Annotated in this window: 22 protein-coding genes and 1 riboswitch; of the genes, 19 read left to right on the plus strand and 3 right to left on the minus strand. The window is 38.6% G+C overall.

Translation table 11 applies throughout. The annotated features are described in order from the left end of the window. The first annotated feature begins 236 nt into the window (after positions 1 to 236). The 7 genes from hemW (at position 237) to FC748_RS02355 (ending at position 8,129) form a co-directional block, all read left to right on the plus strand. Positions 237 to 1,382, plus strand: a complete 1,146-nt coding sequence (hemW, locus tag FC748_RS02325; protein WP_108029804.1) for a radical SAM family heme chaperone HemW — start codon at positions 237 to 239, stop codon at positions 1,380 to 1,382. 89 nt (positions 1,383 to 1,471) lie between these two features. Beyond that, entirely contained in the window at positions 1,472 to 2,500 is a 1,029-nt protein-coding gene (gene hrcA, locus FC748_RS02330; protein WP_108029803.1) for a heat-inducible transcriptional repressor HrcA, read from the plus strand. Positions 2,501 to 2,517: 17 nt separating this feature from the next. Continuing rightward, the gene (grpE, locus tag FC748_RS02335; RefSeq protein ID WP_024363051.1) at positions 2,518 to 3,090 is read left to right on the plus strand and encodes a nucleotide exchange factor GrpE; all 573 of its coding nucleotides are present in this window, start codon (positions 2,518 to 2,520) and stop codon (positions 3,088 to 3,090) included. A 72-nt stretch (positions 3,091 to 3,162) separates the two neighbouring features. Continuing rightward, positions 3,163 to 5,004, plus strand: coding sequence for a molecular chaperone DnaK (gene dnaK, locus FC748_RS02340; protein WP_025220034.1), 1,842 nt, complete (start codon positions 3,163 to 3,165; stop codon positions 5,002 to 5,004). Between the two features lie 227 nt (positions 5,005 to 5,231). Continuing rightward, complete coding sequence (gene dnaJ / locus FC748_RS02345; RefSeq protein ID WP_024363049.1) at positions 5,232 to 6,353, plus strand: molecular chaperone DnaJ; 1,122 nt, start codon at positions 5,232 to 5,234, stop codon at positions 6,351 to 6,353. Between the two features lie 21 nt (positions 6,354 to 6,374). Next, a complete protein-coding gene (gene prmA, locus FC748_RS02350) occupies positions 6,375 to 7,316 on the plus strand; it encodes a 50S ribosomal protein L11 methyltransferase (protein WP_024363048.1) in 942 nt (313 codons plus the stop codon). Between the two features lie 75 nt (positions 7,317 to 7,391). Beyond that, the gene (locus FC748_RS02355) at positions 7,392 to 8,129 is read left to right on the plus strand and encodes a 16S rRNA (uracil(1498)-N(3))-methyltransferase (RefSeq protein ID WP_025220033.1); all 738 of its coding nucleotides are present in this window, start codon (positions 7,392 to 7,394) and stop codon (positions 8,127 to 8,129) included. A gap of 377 nt (positions 8,130 to 8,506) precedes the next feature. Here the strand turns inward: FC748_RS02355 and FC748_RS02360 are convergent, their stop codons facing one another. Next, the gene (locus FC748_RS02360) at positions 8,507 to 9,331 is read right to left on the minus strand and encodes a methyl-accepting chemotaxis protein (protein ID WP_025220032.1); all 825 of its coding nucleotides are present in this window, start codon (positions 9,329 to 9,331) and stop codon (positions 8,507 to 8,509) included. A 408-nt stretch (positions 9,332 to 9,739) separates the two neighbouring features. Here FC748_RS02360 and mtaB point away from each other — a divergent pair, with 408 nt between their 5' ends. From mtaB to FC748_RS02385, 5 genes are all read left to right on the plus strand, one after another. Further along, entirely contained in the window at positions 9,740 to 11,089 is a 1,350-nt protein-coding gene (gene mtaB, locus FC748_RS02365) for a tRNA (N(6)-L-threonylcarbamoyladenosine(37)-C(2))-methylthiotransferase MtaB (RefSeq protein WP_024363045.1), read from the plus strand. 221 nt (positions 11,090 to 11,310) lie between these two features. Next, positions 11,311 to 11,982: a deoxyribose-phosphate aldolase gene (gene deoC / locus FC748_RS02370; protein ID WP_024363044.1), complete on the plus strand. Its 672-nt coding sequence runs from the start codon at positions 11,311 to 11,313 to the stop codon at positions 11,980 to 11,982. Between the two features lie 193 nt (positions 11,983 to 12,175). Continuing rightward, complete coding sequence (locus FC748_RS02375; protein WP_108029802.1) at positions 12,176 to 12,403, plus strand: spore coat associated protein CotJA; 228 nt, start codon at positions 12,176 to 12,178, stop codon at positions 12,401 to 12,403. Positions 12,404 to 12,407: 4 nt separating this feature from the next. Continuing rightward, a complete protein-coding gene (locus tag FC748_RS02380) occupies positions 12,408 to 12,659 on the plus strand; it encodes a spore coat protein CotJB (RefSeq protein ID WP_029747265.1) in 252 nt (83 codons plus the stop codon). Between the two features lie 38 nt (positions 12,660 to 12,697). Further along, positions 12,698 to 13,267 carry a manganese catalase family protein gene (locus tag FC748_RS02385; protein ID WP_024363041.1) on the plus strand — a complete coding sequence of 190 codons (570 nt, stop codon included), beginning with the start codon at positions 12,698 to 12,700 and terminating at the stop codon, positions 13,265 to 13,267. 182 nt (positions 13,268 to 13,449) lie between these two features. Here the strand turns inward: FC748_RS02385 and FC748_RS02390 are convergent, their stop codons facing one another. Together FC748_RS02390 and FC748_RS02395 are read right to left on the minus strand one after the other, a co-directional pair. Next, positions 13,450 to 14,106, minus strand: a complete 657-nt coding sequence (locus FC748_RS02390) for a potassium channel family protein (protein ID WP_024363040.1) — start codon at positions 14,104 to 14,106, stop codon at positions 13,450 to 13,452. 25 nt (positions 14,107 to 14,131) lie between these two features. After that, complete coding sequence (locus tag FC748_RS02395) at positions 14,132 to 15,469, minus strand: TrkH family potassium uptake protein (RefSeq protein WP_108029801.1); 1,338 nt, start codon at positions 15,467 to 15,469, stop codon at positions 14,132 to 14,134. A gap of 128 nt (positions 15,470 to 15,597) precedes the next feature. After that, positions 15,598 to 15,740, minus strand: a riboswitch (cyclic di-AMP (ydaO/yuaA leader). A gap of 255 nt (positions 15,741 to 15,995) precedes the next feature. Here FC748_RS02395 and rpsU point away from each other — a divergent pair. The 7 genes from rpsU to FC748_RS02430 all read left to right on the plus strand — a co-directional run bounded on the left by rpsU (position 15,996) and on the right by FC748_RS02430 (position 21,757). Then, positions 15,996 to 16,169, plus strand: a complete 174-nt coding sequence (rpsU, locus tag FC748_RS02400; RefSeq protein WP_004227078.1) for a 30S ribosomal protein S21 — start codon at positions 15,996 to 15,998, stop codon at positions 16,167 to 16,169. A 352-nt stretch (positions 16,170 to 16,521) separates the two neighbouring features. Further along, a complete protein-coding gene (locus tag FC748_RS02405; RefSeq protein ID WP_024363038.1) occupies positions 16,522 to 17,853 on the plus strand; it encodes an NfeD family protein in 1,332 nt (443 codons plus the stop codon). Between the two features lie 25 nt (positions 17,854 to 17,878). Further along, a complete protein-coding gene (floA, locus tag FC748_RS02410; protein WP_370510659.1) occupies positions 17,879 to 18,862 on the plus strand; it encodes a flotillin-like protein FloA in 984 nt (327 codons plus the stop codon). 27 nt (positions 18,863 to 18,889) lie between these two features. Then, entirely contained in the window at positions 18,890 to 19,381 is a 492-nt protein-coding gene (locus FC748_RS02415) for a YqfB family membrane protein (RefSeq protein ID WP_108029800.1), read from the plus strand. 54 nt (positions 19,382 to 19,435) lie between these two features. After that, positions 19,436 to 19,696 (plus strand): hypothetical protein, encoded by a 261-nt coding sequence (locus FC748_RS02420; RefSeq protein WP_024363035.1) that lies wholly within the window; start codon positions 19,436 to 19,438, stop codon positions 19,694 to 19,696. After that, entirely contained in the window at positions 19,686 to 20,798 is a 1,113-nt protein-coding gene (locus FC748_RS02425; protein ID WP_024363034.1) for a sporulation protein YqfD, read from the plus strand. Before FC748_RS02420 ends, FC748_RS02425 begins: the two co-directional genes overlap by 11 nt. Positions 20,799 to 20,800: 2 nt before the next feature. Then, complete coding sequence (locus tag FC748_RS02430; RefSeq protein WP_024363033.1) at positions 20,801 to 21,757, plus strand: PhoH family protein; 957 nt, start codon at positions 20,801 to 20,803, stop codon at positions 21,755 to 21,757. The last annotated feature ends 37 nt before the right edge of the window (positions 21,758 to 21,794 follow it).

The raw sequence follows: 21,794 nt of genomic DNA on the forward strand, positions 1-21,794 counted from the left end.
GTGTGTCATCATGTTAGCTGAATTGTCATGTTCTATCTTCTATATAAAATATATTGCGTACGTATCTTGATACTAGTTTTTGCTTTTTAATTTTTGCAAAGACGTTATGAGAGTTCACTTTTATAAAACAATGTTTTTACAGTTCTTTTAAATATCTGGATGGATTCATAGCGTTCTTTATTTCGTTTGTTTATAATGAAGAAATGGAAAAACTCAACAAGAAAGAAGGGATAGCTATGGCACGAGGTGTTTACATTCATATTCCTTTTTGTCATCAAATTTGCAATTATTGCGATTTCAACAAATTTTACTTTAAAAATCAACCTGTGGATGAATATATAGAATCACTTGGCAAGGAGATGGCGCTTGCTACGGAAAAATATCCGCAACATTTTCAACAAATTGAAACGATATTTCTTGGCGGTGGAACACCGACTGCTTTATCTCCAGAACAATTGACGAGATTGCTCAACAAGATTCGCACGTATATTCCAATGGATCGTGTGACAGAATTTACATCAGAGGCGAATCCAGATGAATTATCAGAGGCGAAAATGCATGCCTTGTTTGATGGAGGCGTCAATCGTTTAAGTATGGGCGTTCAATCATTTAACCAAGAATTATTGAAAAAAATTGGTCGCACACATAGCAATAAGCACGTCTACGATACAATTGCACTCGCTAAAAAGGTCGGTTTCCAAAATATAAGCATCGATTTAATGTATGGTTTGCCTGGTCAAACGATGGCGCAATGGAAAGATTCACTAGATAAAGCGTTTGCGCTTGAGCTACCACATTTCTCAGCTTACTCTCTTATCGTAGAACCAAAAACAATTTTTTATAATCAATATGCGAAAGGGAAACTGAGCTTACCAACGGAAGATTTAGAAGCGGATATGTATGAAGTGCTAATGCAAGAAATGAAATTGCATGGTTATTTGCAATATGAAATCAGCAATTTTGCGAAAGCAGGCTTTACTTCAACGCACAATAAAATTTATTGGGAAAATGATGAATATGCTGGTTTTGGCGCAGGTGCACATGGCTATATGAATGGCACGCGTTATTCAAATTATGGTCCTTTAAAAAAATATATGGATGCTGTAAATGCGGGGGACTTACCTATCATGCAGGAGCATGTTGTAACAGCAACTGAACAACGCGAAGAACAAATGTTTTTAGGGCTGCGTAAAACGGATGGAATTACACACAATATATATGAAGAAAGATTTAATGAGTCAATGATGGACCGTTATGGACATGTCATTGATAAGCTAGTATCAGAAGGGCTTTTGGCACACGATGCTGTAGGCATTCGGCTTACACGCAAGGGACGATTTGTCGGGAATGAAGTTTTTCAACAATTTTTGCTAGAAGATTGAGCGATATCGTTGACATAAAATGTGGGATTTGATAACTTAATAATAGTATTAGCACTCCTCTTAGTTGAGTGCTAACAGAGGTGATGATCATGCTAACAAATCGGCAATTACAGATATTGCAAGTAATCGTAGACGATTTCATTATGTCTGCACAGCCGGTAGGTTCTCGCCAAATCTCAAAAAAACAAGAGATTACATTTAGTCCAGCCACTATTAGAAACGAAATGGCGGATTTAGAGGAATTAGGGTTCTTAGAAAAAACCCATACGTCCTCTGGTCGAGTGCCTTCGGAAAAGGGGTATAGATTTTATGTAGATCATTTGTTGAATCCACAGGGCATTAATTCATGGGATATTCAGCAAATTCAATCGATTTTCAACGAACGTCTAGTAGAAGTAGAGCACATTATCCGAAAATCAGCGAATATTTTATCTGAGCTGACATCGTATACATCGATTCTTTTAGGACCAGATGTCCAAAGACATCGAGTAAAGCGTTTTTCTATCGTGCCACTCTCAAGCGACGCGGCAGTAGCGATTATCGTAACGAATAACGGACATGTTGAGAACCGCATGTTTAGTTTACCACCTAATTTTACCGCTGCTGAACTAGAAAAAATGGTGAACATTTTAAATGAGCGCTTAGTCGGTGTTTCGTTAGATGAAATCCATAAAAAGCTGGAAATTGAAATTCTGGCTATCTTGCAGCAACATGTTCGATCGGCGGATGATTTTATCCATTCGCTCGTTTCAGCTACGATGCAAAATTCGGAAAGTAAAATTTTCTATGGTGGTAAAACAAATATGTTCAACCAACCGGAATTCCACGATTTAAATAAAGTCCGAATGATTTTGGACTTAATGGAAACGACTAGCCAAGTGCAGTCGCTTTTCCATCCGAACGAATCGGGTATTCATATTCGTATAGGCTCGGAAAATCAGCAGTTAGAAATGGAAAACTGTAGTGTCATCACGACGACTTATTCAATAGGTGAGGATCAACAGGGGGCCATTGCAATTATTGGTCCAACGCGTATGGATTACAAGCGTGTTGTTGCTTTGCTTGAAGTAATGCGCATGGACTTATCTCAAGCCTTTACGAAGAATCGTAGTGAATGATAATGAGGAGGATTTAAGTGACTGAAACAACAGAAAACAAAGACCTTGTACAAGAAAATGTACAAGCTGAAAATGAGGCAACTGTAGAACAAACAGAAACGCCAGAAGAAGTGAAAGAACTAACGATTGAAGAGCAGTATGAAGCGAAACTAGCAGAATTACAAGCAAAGCTAGATGATGAGGAAAATCGCCATCTACGCCTGCGTGCTGACTTTGACAATTTACGTCGCCGTACACAACTTGATCGTGAGGCGGCTGAAAAATATCGTGCACAAAGTCTGTTATCGGATTTATTGCCGGTATTAGATAATTTCGAACGTGCTTTACAAATAGAGCCAACTTCTGAAGAAGCAGTCTCAATTGTAAAAGGTATTGAAATGGTCTACCGATCACTAGTAGAAGCAACTGAAAAAGAAGGCTTACAAGTGATAAAAGCTGAAGGAGAGCAATTTGATCCAAATGTTCACCAAGCTGTTATGCAAGAACAAGATAGTGAAAAAGAACAAGGTGTTGTATTACGTGAGCTTCAAAAAGGGTATATTTTAAAAGATCGCGTATTACGCCCAACTATGGTATCTGTAAACGAATAGTCATCGTACTATTTGAAAAAATAATTAGTTAATTAACGCATTTGCGTTTTAATAATAGGAGGAAATTTTACTATGAGCAAAATTATCGGTATTGACTTAGGAACAACAAACTCTTGTGTATCTGTACTTGAAGGCGGAGAGCCAAAAGTTATTCCAAACCCAGAAGGAAACCGTACGACTCCATCTGTAGTAGCATTCAAAAATGGTGAAAAACAAGTTGGGGAAGTAGCAAAACGCCAATCAGTAACAAATCCAAATACGATTATTTCAATTAAATCTAAAATGGGTACAGCTGAAAAAGTAAAAGTGGAGGATAAAGAATACACACCACAAGAAGTTTCAGCAATGATTCTTCAATACTTAAAAGGCTATGCAGAAGATTACTTAGGTGAAAAAGTAACGAAAGCAGTTATTACTGTACCTGCTTACTTTAACGATGCACAACGTCAAGCTACAAAAGACGCTGGTAAAATTGCTGGTCTTGAAGTAGAACGTATCATTAATGAGCCAACAGCTGCTGCACTTGCTTACGGTTTAGATAAACAAGATGTAGACCAAAAAGTATTAGTATTTGACCTTGGTGGTGGTACATTCGACGTATCAATCCTTGAATTAGGTGACGGTGTATTCGAAGTATTAGCTACAGCTGGTGATAACAAACTTGGTGGGGACGATTTCGATGACGCAGTAATCGAATATCTAGTTGCCGAATTTAAAAAAGAAAATGGCATTGACCTTTCTAAAGACAAAATGGCTATGCAACGTCTAAAAGACGCTGCTGAAAAAGCGAAAAAAGATTTATCAGGTGTAACGTCTACACAAATTTCATTACCATTCATTACGGCTGGTGAAGCAGGTCCATTACACTTAGAAATCTCTTTAACTCGTGCGAAATTCGATGAGATTACATTACCATTAGTAAATCGTACAGTAGGTCCAGTACGTCAAGCATTATCTGATGCAGGTCTATCTACTTCAGAAATTGACCAAGTAATTTTAGTTGGTGGTTCTACTCGTATTCCTGCCGTACAAGAAGCTGTACGTAAAGAAACTGGTAAAGAGCCTCACCGTGGTGTAAACCCTGATGAAGTAGTAGCAATGGGTGCTGCAGTTCAAGGTGGCGTATTAACAGGTGATGTGAAAGACGTAGTACTTCTTGACGTAACACCACTTTCTTTAGGTATTGAAACAATGGGTGGCGTGTTCACAAAATTAATCGATCGTAACACAACAATTCCAACATCTAAATCACAAGTATTCTCAACTGCAGCAGATAACCAACCAGCAGTAGATATTCACGTATTGCAAGGTGAGCGTTCAATGGCAGCGGATAACAAAACATTAGGTCGCTTCCAATTAGCGGATATCCCACCAGCTCCACGTGGTATTCCACAAATCGAAGTAACATTTGATATTGACAAAAATGGTATCGTGTCTGTTAAAGCGAAAGATTTAGGTACAAATAAAGAACAAACAATCGTTATCCAATCTGATTCTGGTTTATCAGATGAAGAAATCGAACGCATGGTAAAAGATGCTGAAGCAAATGCAGAAGCGGATGCAAAACGTAAAGAAGAAGCTGATCTTCGCAACGAAGCAGACCAATTAGTGTTCCAAGTTGACAAAACAATTGCTGATTTAGGTGAGCAAATTACAGAAGATGAGAAAAAATCTGTAGAAGATGCTCGTGATGAGCTTAAAAAAGCGCTTGAAGCTGGTGAATTAGAAGGTATTAAATCAGCGAAAGAAAAATTAGAAGGCGTATTACAGCCTCTAGTAATGAAAGTTTACGAACAAGCTGCAGCAGCGGCTCAAGCGGCTCAAGGTGGCGAAGCAGGTCCAGAGGCTGGAACTGACAAAAAAGACGATGGTATCGTTGATGCTGACTTTGAAGAAGTAAAAGACGATAAATAAGATATCAACAGCACAGTAAAGTGAAGAAGCCAAAGACCGCTTGCGGCTTTGGCTTTTCTCTTTCTATTCTTTATAGAAAAAAGAATGGGCATGTCAGTTACATTTCTATAATGCTAGAGATATCATAGATACAATGATAGTAATGAGAAAATTATGGCGAAAATTAAAGCAGTTTTTTAAACTGCATGTTACAATAGATTTTATGCAAAAAGAGCGGAGTGTGAATCATGGAGAAACGCGATTACTACGAGGTGCTTGGTTTAACGAAATCGGCTTCTAAAGATGATATTAAAAAAGCATATCGTAAATTATCAAAGCAATACCATCCTGACTTAAATAAAGAGCCAGGTGCAGATGAAAAATTCAAAGAAATTGCTGAGGCTTACGAAGTTCTAAGTGACGATCAGAAAAAAGCGCGCTATGACCAATTTGGCCACGAAGATCCTAACGCAGGCTTTGGCGGCGGTGGCTTCGGAGGCGGCGGCTTTGGCGGCTTCGAGGATATTTTCAGTTCATTCTTTGGTGGCGGTGGACGACGTCAAGATCCGAATGCACCACGCAAAGGTGATGATTTGCAATATCGCATGAATATTAAATTTGAGGAAGCGATTTTCGGGAAAGAAACAGAAATCGAGATTCCAAAAGATGAAACATGTGATACTTGTCATGGCTCTGGAGCAAAACCAGGGACATCACCAGAAACATGTTCGACATGTAAAGGTGCTGGGCAAATTAACCAAGCAGTCGATACACCTTTTGGTCGCATGATGAATCGTCGTACTTGTTCAACATGTCAAGGAACAGGTAAAATCATTAAAGAAAAATGTTCAACTTGTCGTGGAGAAGGGAAAATTCAAAAACGTAAAACAATCAAAGTGTCTATTCCAGCAGGTGTAGATGACGGTCAACAAATTCGTGTGTCGGGTCAGGGTGAACCAGGTATTAATGGCGGTCCAGCTGGTGACCTATACATTATGTTCCGTGTTCAAGGGCACAATGAATTTGAACGTGATGGAGATGATATCTACTACGAATTAAAATTAACATTCCCTCAAGCAGCACTAGGTGATGAAATTGAGGTACCAACTGTGCATGGAAAAGTAAAATTACGTATTCCTGCAGGCACACAATCAGGTGCTCAATTCCGCTTGAAAGATAAAGGCGTTAAAAATGTGCATGGGTATGGAACAGGTAACCAATATGTCACAGTTAAAGTTGTCACACCAGAAAAACTAACAGAGAAACAAAAACAATTACTACGTGAATTTGCAGAAATCAGTGGTGATATTCCAGAAGAACAAGGAAGCTCACTATTTGATAAAATCAAGAAAAAATTCCAAGGTGAATAATTAGAGGAGCTGAAGAGCTACGTGAAGTGGTCAGAATTATCCATTCATACAAAAAATGAAGCGGTGGAAGCAATTTCAAACATTTTGCATGAAGCAGGGGCTAGCGGTGTTGTTATTGAAGATTCAGCTGAATATGCGAAGCCACGGGAAGATCAGTATGGAGAAATTTATGCGCTAAATGAAGATGATTTTCCAAAAGAGGGAGTCATCGTTAAAGCTTACTTATCAGAGTCTAGCTTTTTAAATGAAACAGTCGAAGAGATTAAGGCGGCCATTACAAATTTAACGAAATTTAACATTGATATTGGCGAAAATGTTGTTTCGATTGTAGAAGTGAACGAGGAAGATTGGGCAACAGCGTGGAAGCAATATTATCACCCTGTTAAAATTTCGGAACGCTTTACAATTGTACCGACATGGGAAGACTATTCACCCGTTTCAACGGATGAGTTAATCATTGAGTTAGATCCTGGCATGGCATTTGGAACAGGAACACATCCAACGACAGTAATGTGCTTACAAGGGCTGGAAAAGGTCGTGAAAGAAGGCGACACGGTTGTTGACATTGGCACAGGTTCAGGGGTTCTGTCCATTGGTGCTGCAATGCTAGGTGCAAAAAGTGTGCATGCCCTTGATTTAGACGAAGTTGCTGTACGTTCTGCTAAAGAAAATGTTGCGTTGAACAAAGTAAGCGATACAGTGCAAGTTTTCCATGGTAACCTATTGGATACTGTCAAGGAGCCAGCAGATGTTGTTGTTGCCAATATTTTAGCGGAAATCATAATGTCCTTTACTGACGATGCATTTACGATTGTCAAACCGGGTGGATTATACGTCACTTCAGGCATCATCGGAGCGAAACGAGATGATGTAAAAGCAGCACTAGAAGCTTCTGGCTTTGTTATTGAAGAAGTATTATTAATGGAAGATTGGGTAGCGATTATCGCCCGTCGTCCACTATAAATGAACCGAGGAAGCGCAAATTGTGAGCCGAGTGCTGACGATTTGGCGCTTCTTCTATTGAGAGGAGTGAGCAGTATGCAACGCTATTTTATTGAGACGGCCATTCATGAAGCGCGCATTACAGGTGAAGATGCCCGTCATATTATGCGTGTTATGCGGATGAAAGAAGGTGCTGAAATCATCGTTGTGGCACAAGACACAGCTTATATTTGTACGATTACGGCCTTTGAAGATGAGGATGTCTTAGTGCAAGCGACGGGACAAACCATTCCATCCCCTGAACTACCAGTGCGTGTAACAGTGGCGTGTGGGTTGCCTAAAGGCGATAAACTAGAGCTTATCACGCAAAAGGCAACGGAGCTAGGCATGTATGCTTTATTACCATTTGAAGCGGAACGTTCCATTGTGAAATGGGATGTGAAAAAGGGTGCGAAAAAACAAGAGCGCTTGCAAAAAATTGCAAAAGAGGCAGCGGAACAATCACATCGCACACATATTCCCAAAATCTATGAACCGATTCACTTTAAGCAGCTTGTGTCACAAATTGGAGATTTCGATGCGGTTTTTATTGCAGATGAAGAGGATGCCAAAGCCGAAAAACGAACAAGGTTTGCAGATAAGCTAAAAACCATGGTTGACAAGCAAGCAAAATCCATCCTTATCGTCTTTGGACCAGAAGGTGGGATTGCGCGTAAGGAAGCTGAAATGTTAATGCAAGCAGGTGCCCAAACAATGTCTCTAGGACCAAGAATTTTACGAGCAGAAACGGCGCCTCTTTATGCATTATCTGCAATATCATATGAATTTGAATAAAACTGCGGTTTAGCCTTGTGGTATTGCTATTTTTTGCAAGTGGAACTGTCACGGAGTAAAGCATTTTACCAGTGTGTAAATCCCTTTGTAAAGCGCGTTTTAAGAAAGCTGCTGTCTGCACATGCAGGTGGCAGTTTTTTAGTGCGATTGCCGTCCAACGGTTGTAGGGAATTACTGCTAGATAAGAAAAGCATGATGCAATCGAGCGAATTTACCGTAGTAGCAAATTTTAAAGTAGTGCTGAGAAGGGGAAAGTTTTTGAAAAAATAGATTGGTTAATGTCAAAGGATTACAGGAATAAAAAAGCCCAATTGTTAGCTTTATCTAACAATTGGAGCGATTACAGTGCTTGAAAGTTGCCTGTTAGAGCAGTTTATTTATTTTAAGGCTTCTTGCATAAAAACTTTCATCTTGCTACTTAATACTGTTAATTCACCAATAATCTCGCTGAAATCTTGAACTAGTTGAGCCTGTTCATTTGTTGCACCATTAATTTGCCCCATGTTTTGTTTCAGATTTTCAAGGCTACTATTAATATTTCGTAATGACGTTTCAATACTTTCTGTCGCGTTCGATGTTTCAGAAGAAAGTTTTCTTACTTCTTGTGCCACAATATTAAAACCAGCGCCATGTTGACCAGCACGAGCTGCTTCAATCGATGCATTTAAGCCAAGTAAATTTGTTTGACGCGAGATGCTTTTTATTAAATTGGTTACTTCGTGTGTTTTTTTAGCATCATCTAGTGCGTGCTGTGCTTGCGTGTTAATTTCGTCACTAGTGGCTGCTAGCTCCTCAGAATGAGAAGCTACGTTATGTACTTTATCTTGTAAACTGTTAATAATAGCTTCCATTTTATTCATATATTCTTCAAGTTTAAGTTTGTTGTCGATTGGTAAACCAAAAGCAAGTGCTCCCACAACTTTACCATGTTCACGAATTGGAAAAGCAAATGCATAAATGAAAATTCCGTAAACATCTTCTGGGATAATGATATCTGAATTTTGCCCTTTTAAAGCAGTGTAAATATTCTCATCGTTAGCGTTTACTTTGTGCCCGTCTTGATAACCTACATCGATGCGTTTACCAGCTAAACATTTTACAACAGTTTCAGTTTCTTTATCAATAACCGCTACTATTGCTTCTTCTTTTAATGCTAAGTGAATATAGGGTACTGAAAGAGATAATGCTTCAAGAATGTTCATACTAATTCCTCCGTTTTTTGTAAACCGTTTAAGGGCACTATTAGTTATGTAATCATACAATTACATTGAAAGTATATCATTTCACCAGCTTTGTTGCTATATTGGAAAAAAGAAATGTATTTTATAATATGACAATAAAAAACAATTAAATGATAAAAAAGGATGGCAATTACTGATAGAAGGTTTCGTTTTCAAAGGTGATATTATATTGAGATAATTGATAGCAGAGCGTGTTAAAGTTCGGCAGTAGCTATTTGTTATGCTTAGTTATTTTATAAAAAAATCTAATAAGTACTGATTTTAAAAGGTTTGTGTTATTATAGTTCTCGTATCTAAAATAAGAACACAAAAAAATACTTATAAATACGAAACACAATGTTATGTGATGTTGAAAGGATGAAATTAATTATGAGTTACGCGCCTCCAAAAACCGTATCTCTATATACGCTAGGTTGTAAAGTAAATCATTATGAAACAGAAGCTATTTGGCAACTGTTTAAAGAAGAAGGCTATGAACGTACGGAGTTTGATCATAAAGCGGACGTTTATGTGATTAATACATGTACAGTAACAAATACGGGTGATAAAAAATCACGTCAAGTTATTCGCAGAGCTGTCCGTCAAAATCCGGATGCTGTTATTTGTGTAACAGGCTGTTATGCGCAAACATCGCCAGCAGAAATTATGGCTATTCCTGGTGTTGATATTGTGGTAGGGACACAGGACCGTACAAAATTACTAGGCTATATTGAACAATATCGTAATGAGCGTCAACCGATTAATGCTGTACGCAACATTATGAAAAACCGTGTATATGAAGAGTTAGATGTACCGGCATTTACAGACCGAACACGTGCATCGTTAAAAATCCAAGAGGGTTGCAATAACTTCTGTACATTTTGTATTATTCCTTGGGCGCGTGGTTTAATGCGCTCTCGTGATCCACAAGAAGTTGTCAAACAAGCACAGCAGTTAGTAGATGCTGGTTATCTCGAAATTGTACTAACAGGTATTCATACAGGGGGTTATGGTCAAGACTTAAAAGACTATAATCTTGCACAGTTGTTACGTGATTTAGAAGCGAATGTAAAAGGATTAAAACGTTTACGTATTTCTTCTATTGAAGCAAGCCAACTAACAGATGAAGTCATTGAGGTTTTACGTGACTCAAAAATCGTTGTCAATCATTTACACATTCCAATTCAATCTGGTTCGGATACGGTTTTAAAACGTATGCGTCGAAAATATACGATGGCATTTTTCGGTGAGCGCTTAACAAAATTACATGAAGCTTTACCAGATTTAGCTGTTACTTCCGATGTAATTGTTGGTTTCCCAGGGGAGACAGAAGAAGAATTTATGGAAACCTACAACTTTATTCGTGACCATAAGTTTTCTGAATTACATGTTTTCCCATTCTCACCTCGTACAGGCACGCCGGCAGCACGTATGGAAGACCAAGTGGATGAGGACATTAAAAATGAGCGCGTGCATCGTTTAATCGCTTTAAACGACCAACTAGCAAAGGAATATGCTTGTCGTTTTGAAAATGATGTGTTAGAAGTAATCCCAGAGGAATTTGTTCATGATGGTAGTGATGAAGAAGGTTTATTAACAGGTTATACTGATAACTATTTAAAAGTAGTATTTGAAGGACCTGAAAACCTTATTGGTCAACTTGTAAAAGTCAAAATTACACAAGCAGGCTATCCACATTCTAAAGGGCAGTTTGTACGTTTACTAGAAACGGTAAAATAATTGATAAAGGATTGTCTATCTGTTGAAGATGGACAATCCTTTTTACTTCATAATAATGAGCTTGTATGGGCATGATAAAATTTAATAATTTATAGTGTTTGTAGCACATATTTTTATTGGCTAGACTGGCTCTCGTGTAACGATTATTAGACGGAAACGTGAAAACATGTTATCATTCCAAAGAGGTACGGACAACTTAAGTTAGAAGGAGCGCTTGTTAAATGAAAACAAATTATGCAAGTATGATTGATCACACGTTATTAAAGGCGGAGGCAACGAAAGAGCAAATTGAAAAGTTATGTGCTGAGGCTAAAGAATTTGGCTTTGCATCGGTTTGCGTAAATCCAACTTGGGTAAAATATTGCAGCGAGCTATTACAAAATTCAAATGTTTTAGTTTGTACCGTTATTGGTTTTCCGTTAGGTGCTAATACAACCGCTGTAAAAGTATTTGAGGCAAAAGATGCAATTGCTAACGGTGCACAAGAAGTGGACATGGTTATTAATATTGGGGCATTAAAAGACCAAAACTTTGAATTAGTGCAATCAGATATTGCTGCAGTGGTGGAAGCGGCTAAAGGCAATGCGATTGTTAAAGTGATTATCGAAACATGCCTACTAACCGAAGAAGAGAAAGTAAAGGCATGTGAACTTTCAGTGGCTGCTGGAGCAGATTTCGTCAAAACGTCAACAGGTTTTTCTACAGGTGGAGCAACAGCAGAGGACATTGCCTTGATGCGCAAAACAGTTGGTCCAGAGCTAGGTGTAAAAGCTTCTGGTGGCGTTCGCAGTTTAGAAGATATGCAAAAAATGGTCGAAGCAGGTGCTACCCGAATTGGGGCAAGCTCTGGTGTAGCGATTGTGAAAGGCTTAATTGCAGATTCTAATTATTAATGTTCACATCATTTAATAGCGATCTTTAGAAAATAGTGTATGGGGGATTTCTCCGGTACACTATTTTTTTAATTACCACTAAAGACCGTACTTCCAATCAACCATCTATATTACGCTAACTTGTCTATAGAATAATTGATTTTTCCTTCTCATATACTCGAATGACGTAAATGCGTTTTGAAAGGAGGATTTTATGTTTACGCAATTTAAATATTGGCGGCCTTATATCAGTCCATTCGACCCTTGTAAACCGATTGAAGTCAAAAGTTATTCAACACCTCCGCAATTGTATATAGGCTTTCAACCACCTGGACTACCACAATTTCAAACTGCCAAGGAAGCGCTGAAATTTGGCACTTTATGGCCTGAATTTTTTAGCCCATATCCGAATCCTGAGAGAGGTGAGATGAAAGGTGAGTAAAAAAATGCCACCAGAATTTTATGAGCTTCTCGAGGAAATTCAGGCCATCGATTTTGTTTTAGTTGAATTAAATCTTTATTTAGATACACATCCTCACGATTATACAGCGATCACACAATTTAATGAAAATGCTGAAAAAAGTATGCGCTTAAAAATTGATTTTGAGCAAAAATATGGACCACTCATGAACTTTGGAAGAAGCTATTCGAATTATCCGTTTAATTGGGTCGACACGCCATGGCCTTGGCAAGTGTAACATCTTATGAAAAACGTTTGGATTAGGGGGAAAGATGTTTGTGGTATTATGAAAAAAAGCTCCAATATCCAGTGAAAGTTAGTACATGTAACCCGATGCTTGCGAAATTTTTAATAGAGCAGTACGGGGGTGCTGATGGGGAGCTGGCTGCAGCACTTCGGTATATGAATCAGCGTTACACTTTACCTGATAAAGTAGTTGGTTTGCTGACGGATATAGCGACGGAAGAGTTTTCACATCTCGAAATGATTGCGACGATGATTTATAAATTAACGAAGGACGCCACGCCACAGCAGTTAAAAGAAGCGGGAATTGGTGATTATTATGTGAATCATGATAAAGCTTTGTTTTATCAAAATGCAGCCGGTGTGCCATTTACCGCAAGCTACATTCAGGCAAAGGGGGATCCCATTGCTGACCTTTATGAAGATATTGCTGCAGAAGAAAAGGCACGTGCCACATACCAATGGATTATCGACTTATCCGATGACCCTGATTTGAATGATAGTTTAATTTTCCTAAGAGAAAGAGAAATCATCCATTCCCAACGCTTTAGAGAAGCGGTCGAACTATTAAAAGAAGATGGTAACACAAAGAAAATTTTTTAAAATACGACATAAGGGATATTCGTACAGGTTTGCTTCTGTAACAAAACGTAGATGAGATAAAACTTAGCTGATAAGGCAAACGTTTATGGATAACAACACCGTAGTGAAAATCAACGGTAAAGCAATAAAGTGTTAGATTATTGGTAGTCAATCTAACACTTTTTCTCATTTTGCTAATTAGCCTATTCAATATTGGAAAATTGCGCAATATCTTTACGATGACCAATCATGACTAAAATATCTTCTTGTTCAATTAATTGTTCTGGAGATGGAGAGATAATGATATCTACTCCTCTTACAATGGCAATAACACTGACATTGTATTTAGCACGTAGATCTAAATCGCGTAAATTTTTATTAGCCATTTTGGGAGGAATCATTATTTCTTCTATACTATAGTCTTTCGATAACTCAATATAATTTAACATATTAGGGGAGAGCAACTGATTTGCTACTCGCTCACCCATATCGCGTTCAGGATAAATAATCCAATCTGCGCCTACTTTATCTAATACTTGCCCATGTCTTTTCCCAAGCGCTTTAGCAATAATTTTTTTTATGCCAAGTTCTTTTAGCAATGAAACAGTTAAAATACTGGATTGCATATCGTTACCTATAGCAACAATGACACAGTCGAAATTTCCTATTCCAATGGAGGTTAGCGCCTTCTCTTCAGTCGTATCCGCAACGACTGCATGTGTTACATAAAGCTCGGCATCTTCAACCCGCTCCTCGTTAATATCGATTCCAAGCACCTGTTGGCCAGCTTCATGTAATCTTCTAGCAACACTTACTCCGAATCTACCTAAGCCGATGATGGCATATTGATTGATGGTCATAGTCGTTAGCTCCTCTTGAATTTAATTAACCGATCATTATATTTCCTTTTGGATGATGGAAAGCTTCTGGCTTTCGTCGTTTTGTAATAGCAAAAGCAATCGTTAGAGGACCAAGTCTACCAGCAAACATTGTTAAAATAATGAGTATACGACCAGCAGGCGTCAATTCAGGAGTTAGCCCCATGGAAAGTCCAACAGTACCAAAGGCAGATGTAGCCTCAAACAAATACATCATAAAACTATGTTTTTGTTCGGTAATGCTAAGAAAGATGGTGACAAACACCACAATGACCATCCCGCACATTGCCACGGTTAATGCCTTTAAAATGGTTTCAATCACAATTCTACGACGAAATAAAACAACATCTTCCTTCCCTCTAATTTGCGCCCAAAGCGTAGCAGCTAAAACGGCAAACGTTGTTATTTTAATCCCACCAGCGGTAGAACCAGACCCCGCTCCGATAAACATCAATAAAATAGTTAAAAACAATGTAGAGTGAGTCAAATCCCCGATAGGTAAAGTATTTGATCCAGCAGTCCTTGGTGTAACAGCTTGATAGAAAGAGCCCAAAATTTTACCCATTCCCGTTAAATCACCAATTGTTTTACTATTGGTAAATTCAAATAAAAATATTAAAAGGGTAGAACCCACTGTTAAAATAACTGTGGCTGATAATACAATTTTAGAATGGACCGAAAGACGTTTTGTTTCACGATATTCATATAACTCATTCATGACGATAAACCCTAAACCACCAATTGTAATCAGCGCACAAATGGTTAACACAACAAATGGATCAGCTACATATGCTGTTAAACCTTGAAACCCTCCCATTAAGTCAAAGCCAGCATTGTTAAAGTTCGAAATTGAGTGGAAAAAACCAAAGTAAATGGCTTTGCCAATCGGCATATCAAATGAAAATCGAATCGATAAGATAAGCCCTCCAATTAGTTCAATAAGTGCTGTAAATAACAAAATTCTTTTCACCAATTTCACAAGACCAGCCATCGAAATATTATTAAAGGCTTCTTTTAACAATAGCCTTTCTTTTAAAGAGATTTTTTTCCCTAACAACAAAAATAACAATGTTGCAAAAGTCATAAATCCTAAGCCCCCGATTTGAATAAGAGCCAGAATAACGATTTCACCAAACATTGTAAAGGTGTCTCCTGTATCAACTACAATTAAACCTGTTACACATGTGGCGGAAGTAGCAGTAAACACGGCATTTAAAAAAGGTAGGCCATTACCATCCTCTGTAGCAATCGGCAAAGTGAGCAAACATGCCCCAATAAAAATAATAATGGCAAAACCAAGTACAAGAATTTTTGGTGGACTTAAATAATGTATCAATTTTTTCATCGATGTCTCCTAACTGTTTACAAAACATGTGAGCCTTTCATATCCATATTTGGGCATAAGAAAAAGACCCTCATGGTTAGAATGTTGGATTGGGCATCACAAAAAAACTAATGAATGGTGGTCTTTATGACCTCCTTCGCTTTAGCCGACGAAGTTAGCTGACGGGTAGGATGGCGAAAGAGAACTCATCCCTTCTACATATGCAGAATTAACCCCAAAATATTGGGTCCTCCGTACTCACAAAAAATTTGAGATTTGGCTGTTATGAAATTGAATGGGATTATTTTACGCCCAACTAATATTTTTTGTAAAGCCCTTATTTAAAATAAAATTTCTTCACCTTATTGTTCACGTTAAAGCGCTATAAAATTCGGACAAAGTGGGTGTAAAAAATTCTCTGCGCTATTTCGAATACTTTCTATTGACCGTTAAAAGACAATACGGTATAATTTTTTAGTACACAACAGTTAGTTATTAGCCTAATTCGATTGTGTATTGACGTGTGTTCGGAGGGAGGGAAAGAGAGATGTCAAAAACTGTCGTTCGCAAAAACGAATCGCTTGAAGATGCTCTTCGCCGCTTCAAACGTACTGTATCAAAAAGTGGTACAATTCAAGAAGTTAGAAAGCGCGAGTTCTACGAAAAACCTAGCGTAAAACGTAAAAAGAAATCAGAAGCTGCACGTAAACGTAAGTGGTAATTTAATTTCCCATTAAAAATCCCTACGTTCAAAACACGCAATTGTATGATTCACTGAGCAGACAATGATATACCTGGAATTAATTGCACTAGCGATTAATTCTGGGTATTTTGCATGATGCTCCATTTTGCGGTACATATTCGAAAAAAAGGCCGAATGAAGTCACTCAAGATTTCATTCGGTTTTTTCATATCCATTATCAACGCAACTATTAAATCCATCCAACCGAAGATAAAAAACAACCTTTCATTAAAATTTCACTGTATAATAAAAATAAACAATATTTTGTGAAACTTATTACAAAGTCTCTCGTATATACAGTAGAGAAGCATGTTAGAAGGGAGGGAAAAAGATGCGACAAAAAAGGAGAATACTAAGCTATATCATCATCATTTGGATGACAGTTTTGGTAGCGTTTCCATTGACTACAGCTTTCGCGAGTAGCAAGGTTTACCACGTACCGATTCATGATGAAGTAGAACGTGGACTTCACGCATTTTTGGAACGAGCTTTTAAAGAGGCAGAAGAAAATTATGCAGAAGCGATTGTACTGGAGATACATACGCCGGGTGGATTCGTCAATGCAGCTAGTGACATCGCCATGCTTATGGATGCCACAGAAATTCGTACAATTGCTTTTATTAACAAAGATGCGCATTCCGCTGGTGCTTTTTTAGCCTTACATGCAGATGAAATATATATGGTACCAAATGGAACAATTGGCGCAGCGGCTGTCATCGATTCAGTGGGGAATGCAGCGGACAATAAGGCGCATAGTGCGTGGTTAGCACAAATGCAGGCAGCAGCCGAAACATCTGAACGTGACCCGAAATATGCATTAGCAATGGCTGATCCAAAGATTAATTTGCCAGAATATCGTGCTGGGGGAGATAATTTATTGACATTATCTGCTGCAGAAGCAAAAAAGGTCCGCTATTCTGAAGGAACGGTTGCTAACTTTCAAGAGCTTTTGGCGGTAACGGGGCTAAAAGGTAGTGATATTGTACCGATTGAGCCAACATTCGCTGAAAAAATTGCTCGTTTTATTACGAACCCGCTAATTATACCTATTTTGTTGTCCGTTGCTAGTTTAGGGCTTGTTATGGAGCTCTATTCGCCTGGATTTGGCGTTCCGGGTATAATGGGATTGTCAGCTCTCGGATTATTTTTCTTCGGTCATATGGTGGCAGGCTTTGCAGGATATGAAACATTGTTACTTTTCATCGCAGGGCTAGCCCTCGTTATCGCAGAATTTTTTGTCCCCGGAGGCATTGTTGGTATTTTAGGTGGTGTGCTTATAATACTTAGCTTGCTGCTAGCAGGTGCGAATATAACACAAATGATTATAGCGATCGTTATTGCACTTGTAGTAGCCATAATAGGAATGGTGGTCCTGATGAAATTTTTCGGTAAAAAAATGCATGTTTTAAACAAGTTAGTGTTGATGGATGCAACAACGACGGAAGAAGGCTATGTGTCTAACGTTAATCGCACAGAGTTGTTAGGAAAAGTGGGAGTAACAATTACACCGCTTCGTCCTGCAGGTACAATTCGTTTTGTTAATGAGCGTATTGATGTAGTATCAGAAGGTGGCTACGTTGATGTAGGCAAAAATGTAGAAGTAATTAAAGTTGAAGGCTCACGCATTGTCGTGAGACAAACAGAAAAAGAGATGGAGGAATAATAACATGGGATTTGATTTAGCTCTAATGGGTCCAATTGTCGGGCTAGTCTTATTATTTATTGTAGTCGCTGTATTCTTTACTTTTGTACCAGTGGCGCTGTGGATTTCAGCTCTTGCAGCAGGTGTCCGCGTTAGTATTTTCACATTAATCGGAATGCGCTTACGTCGTGTCATTCCATCGCGTATCGTCAATCCGTTAATTAAAGCCCATAAAGCTGGCTTACCAGTAACTATTAATCAGTTAGAAAGTCACTATTTAGCAGGTGGTAATGTAGATCGTGTCGTAAATGCACTAATTGCTGCTCACCGTGCGAATATTGAACTAACATTTGAACGTTGTGCTGCGATTGATCTTGCGGGTCGTGATGTATTAGAAGCGGTACAAATGTCAGTTAACCCAAAAGTAATTGAAACACCATTTATTGCAGGTGTTGCAATGAACGGGATTGAAGTAAAAGCGAAAGCACGTATTACTGTGCGTGCTAACATCGAACGTTTAGTCGGTGGTGCAGGGGAAGAAACAGTTATTGCCCGTGTAGGTGAAGGGATCGTTTCTACAATCGGTAGTGCAACAAGCCATACAACAGTCCTTGAAAATCCGGATATGATTTCGCAAACCGTGTTATCTAAAGGCTTAGACTCGGGAACAGCATTTGAAATCTTATCGATTGATATTGCGGATGTTGATATCGGTAAAAATATCGGTGCGGAATTACAGATTGAACAAGCACAGGCGGATAAAAACATCGCCCAAGCGAAAGCAGAAGAACGCCGAGCGATGGCGGTAGCAAATGAGCAAGAAATGATTGCCCGCGTTCAAGAAATGAAAGCGAAAGTAGTGGAGGCAGAAGCAGAAGTTCCGCAAGCGATGGCAGAAGCTTTACGCTCTGGTAATCTTGGTATTATGGATTACATGAATTATCGTAACATTCAAGCGGATACAGCTATGCGTGATTCTATTTCTAAAGTAAGCCTAGATAAATCAGAACCAAATGAACCGAACGTATAACATACGGAAAGGAGCGAGTGCTAACAAATGGAACAACTCATTTTATTTGCAATTATTGCCATAGTCAGCTCGCTTTTCGGAAAATTAAAAAACCCAAAAGAACAAAAGCCAATGCCCCCTTTCAATAAATCGGCTCAACCTTCCACTCATATGGAAGTAGATGAGCCGATGCAACATCAGCCAACGACTAAAAGGCAGAGCTTCGAGGATTTTGCACGAGAGTTTTTAGGGGAAATGAAAGCGGAAATGACGACAGACATGCCGGAAAAACGAGTGGAACCAAGAGAGGAAAGTGTGAAGGAACACATTCCTAGCTATGTAGCACCACCGTTAACGCCGACTGAACCTTCTAGTCGTAAAATTGAACGACCTAGCCTTGGTCGTTTAGCTGCAGGGAAAAAAGAAAGAACAGTTGCAGCATCCAATAATGGATTTCAACTACCAAATTCTCAAAAGGCAATTGTGCAAGCAGTGGTAATGGCTGAAATTTTAGGTCCACCAAAAGCAAAACGAAAATAACTAGCATGTCCTCCTTTTTTGGCGCATATATTGCCGAAGAAGGAGGCATTTTTTATGAAAAAATTATTTCAATTAACGCCACTACTTGAATTAACACAGTATGAAACATTAAAAATTATCGGTCCATATCGCTTTTTACATGCGGACGCTACATCGTGCTCGTTTATTTATGCAGATTATCATATTATTGTGCGTGGAAAATCCGTTGCTATAAATGCAATTAAAGAAGAAATGCTTCATCTTTCAGTAGAGGATTTGCAAGAATTACATGTGAAAATGACTAAAGATTTGGGTGTGAGCAATCATGTGGAATAATCGACCGATTATCATACGTATAAAGCGTCATGAAAATGTTCATCCTTTTATTCAAGCATTGCATGCGCAACACATACCATTAAAGCGTGTCGTCTTTCGGGAGCAAGAAGTGACATTTGAAACGCATATGGGGTACTTGTCTAAAATTCGCCGTATACGCAGTCGCTATCGGCTTAAAATGACTGTTCATTATGCAGATGAACAACATGTTTTTCGAGCTCAACTTTGGACATTGCTTGGTTTGTTTATTATGATTTTAATCCCTTTACTATGTGCGCAAGTAGTTTGGCGCGTCGATATTGAAGCGGCTACACCAGAATTGCAACAACAAATAGAGCGAACGTTTCAAGAAACTTTTAGGCTAGAAACACCTATGACGAAAAAAGTGTTACCGTCAGATGCAGTAATTCGGCAAAGTCTGTTAGAAAAGCATCGAGATTTAGCATGGGTGCATATTGAAAAACACGGTGGTCGAGTTATTTTAAGACCACAGGAATCGCCTAAGAAAACGGAGCTGACAACAGAAAAACTTGCCACGCATTTAGTCGCTACAAAAAGTGGTGTTATTACACACTTTAATATTCAACATGGTGAGCGAAAAATTTCTGTAAATGATACAGCGTATGATGGGGACGTTCTAGTTAGTGGTGTCATTGAAAGTGGGGATGATCATGTTTTTGTTGGGGCAAAGGGAGAGGTATTTGCTGACTATTGGCTTGAATGCACATTTAAAATACCAACGAAGCTAACGCTCCAATCTTTGCAACAAAAGCAATGGCGTGTAGTCGTGAAAGGTATTCATAAAGAAGCGGTTGATTATGTACAAAAGAAAGACTTACCAAGTTGGCTAGATCCTTATGTTTCCATTGTGGAGGAACAGCAAACAAAAACGATGGAAATTACATTAGATGAATCTAAAATAGACACGTTGTTAATGCCACTACTTCATGAAAAGATGTTGCAATCCCTTCCTGCAAAAACAGTTATTAAGAAAGAAAACCTTTTACAGGCGAAGTGGGGGAATGGTACAGTTGAAGGGAAAGTTCTATTTTTAGTCAATGAAAACATTGCAAGTCCAATACAAGGGCCACAAGGAGAATGATTATGTCAGAACATTTAACTGTATTACAAGTGGATAATCCAAATGAAGCGGTCATGTTACTAGGTATATCTGATGCGAATATGAAATTGATTGAAGAGGCACTTCGCGTTCATATTATTACGCGCGGTGAGCAAATTCAGCTTGCAGGTGAAGAAGAGGCAAAAGAACAAGCGACATATCTTTTACATGCATTATTAAAAGTTATTCGCAAAGGCATTAATATCGACCAACGGGATGTAGCAACCGCAATTGAAATGACACAAAAAGGAACAATTGAATATTTTGCAGAACTTTATGATGAAGAAATTGCACGCACGACAAAAGGGAAACCAATTCGTGCTAAGACAATTGGTCAACGAGAATACATACAAGCGATTCGTCACAAAGACGTTGTTTTCGGTATTGGTCCAGCAGGTACCGGAAAAACGTATTTAGCGGTAGTAATGGCTACACAAGCGCTTAAAAATGGGCATGTAAAGCGTATTATTTTAACTCGTCCTGCCGTAGAAGCGGGAGAGTCATTGGGCTTCCTTCCAGGCGATTTAAAGGAAAAGGTGGATCCGTATTTACGTCCACTCTACGACGCATTAAACGATATTTATGGCTCGGAACAAACTCAACGCCTAATTGAGCGAGGAACGATTGAAATCGCGCCATTAGCGTATATGCGAGGACGTACATTAGATGATGCTTTTGTAATTTTAGATGAAGCGCAAAATACAACACATATGCAAATGAAGATGTTTTTAACACGTCTTGGCTTTGGTTCAAAAATGGTTATTACTGGCGATAAAACGCAAATTGACCTTCCTAAAAATACAGAGTCAGGATTGATTGTTGCGGAACGCACGTTAAAATATGTCAAACCAATACATTTCCAAATTTTAGAGCAAGGCGACGTTGTCCGCCATCCAGTCGTAGCAAAAATCATCCAAGCTTATGAGGAGCAACAACTTTAAAATAACCGCCTAAGGCGGTTATTTTAAAGTCTGTACC

This window comes from Lysinibacillus sphaericus (assembly GCF_005217585.1).
Taxonomy (GTDB): domain Bacteria; phylum Bacillota; class Bacilli; order Bacillales_A; family Planococcaceae; genus Lysinibacillus; species Lysinibacillus sphaericus.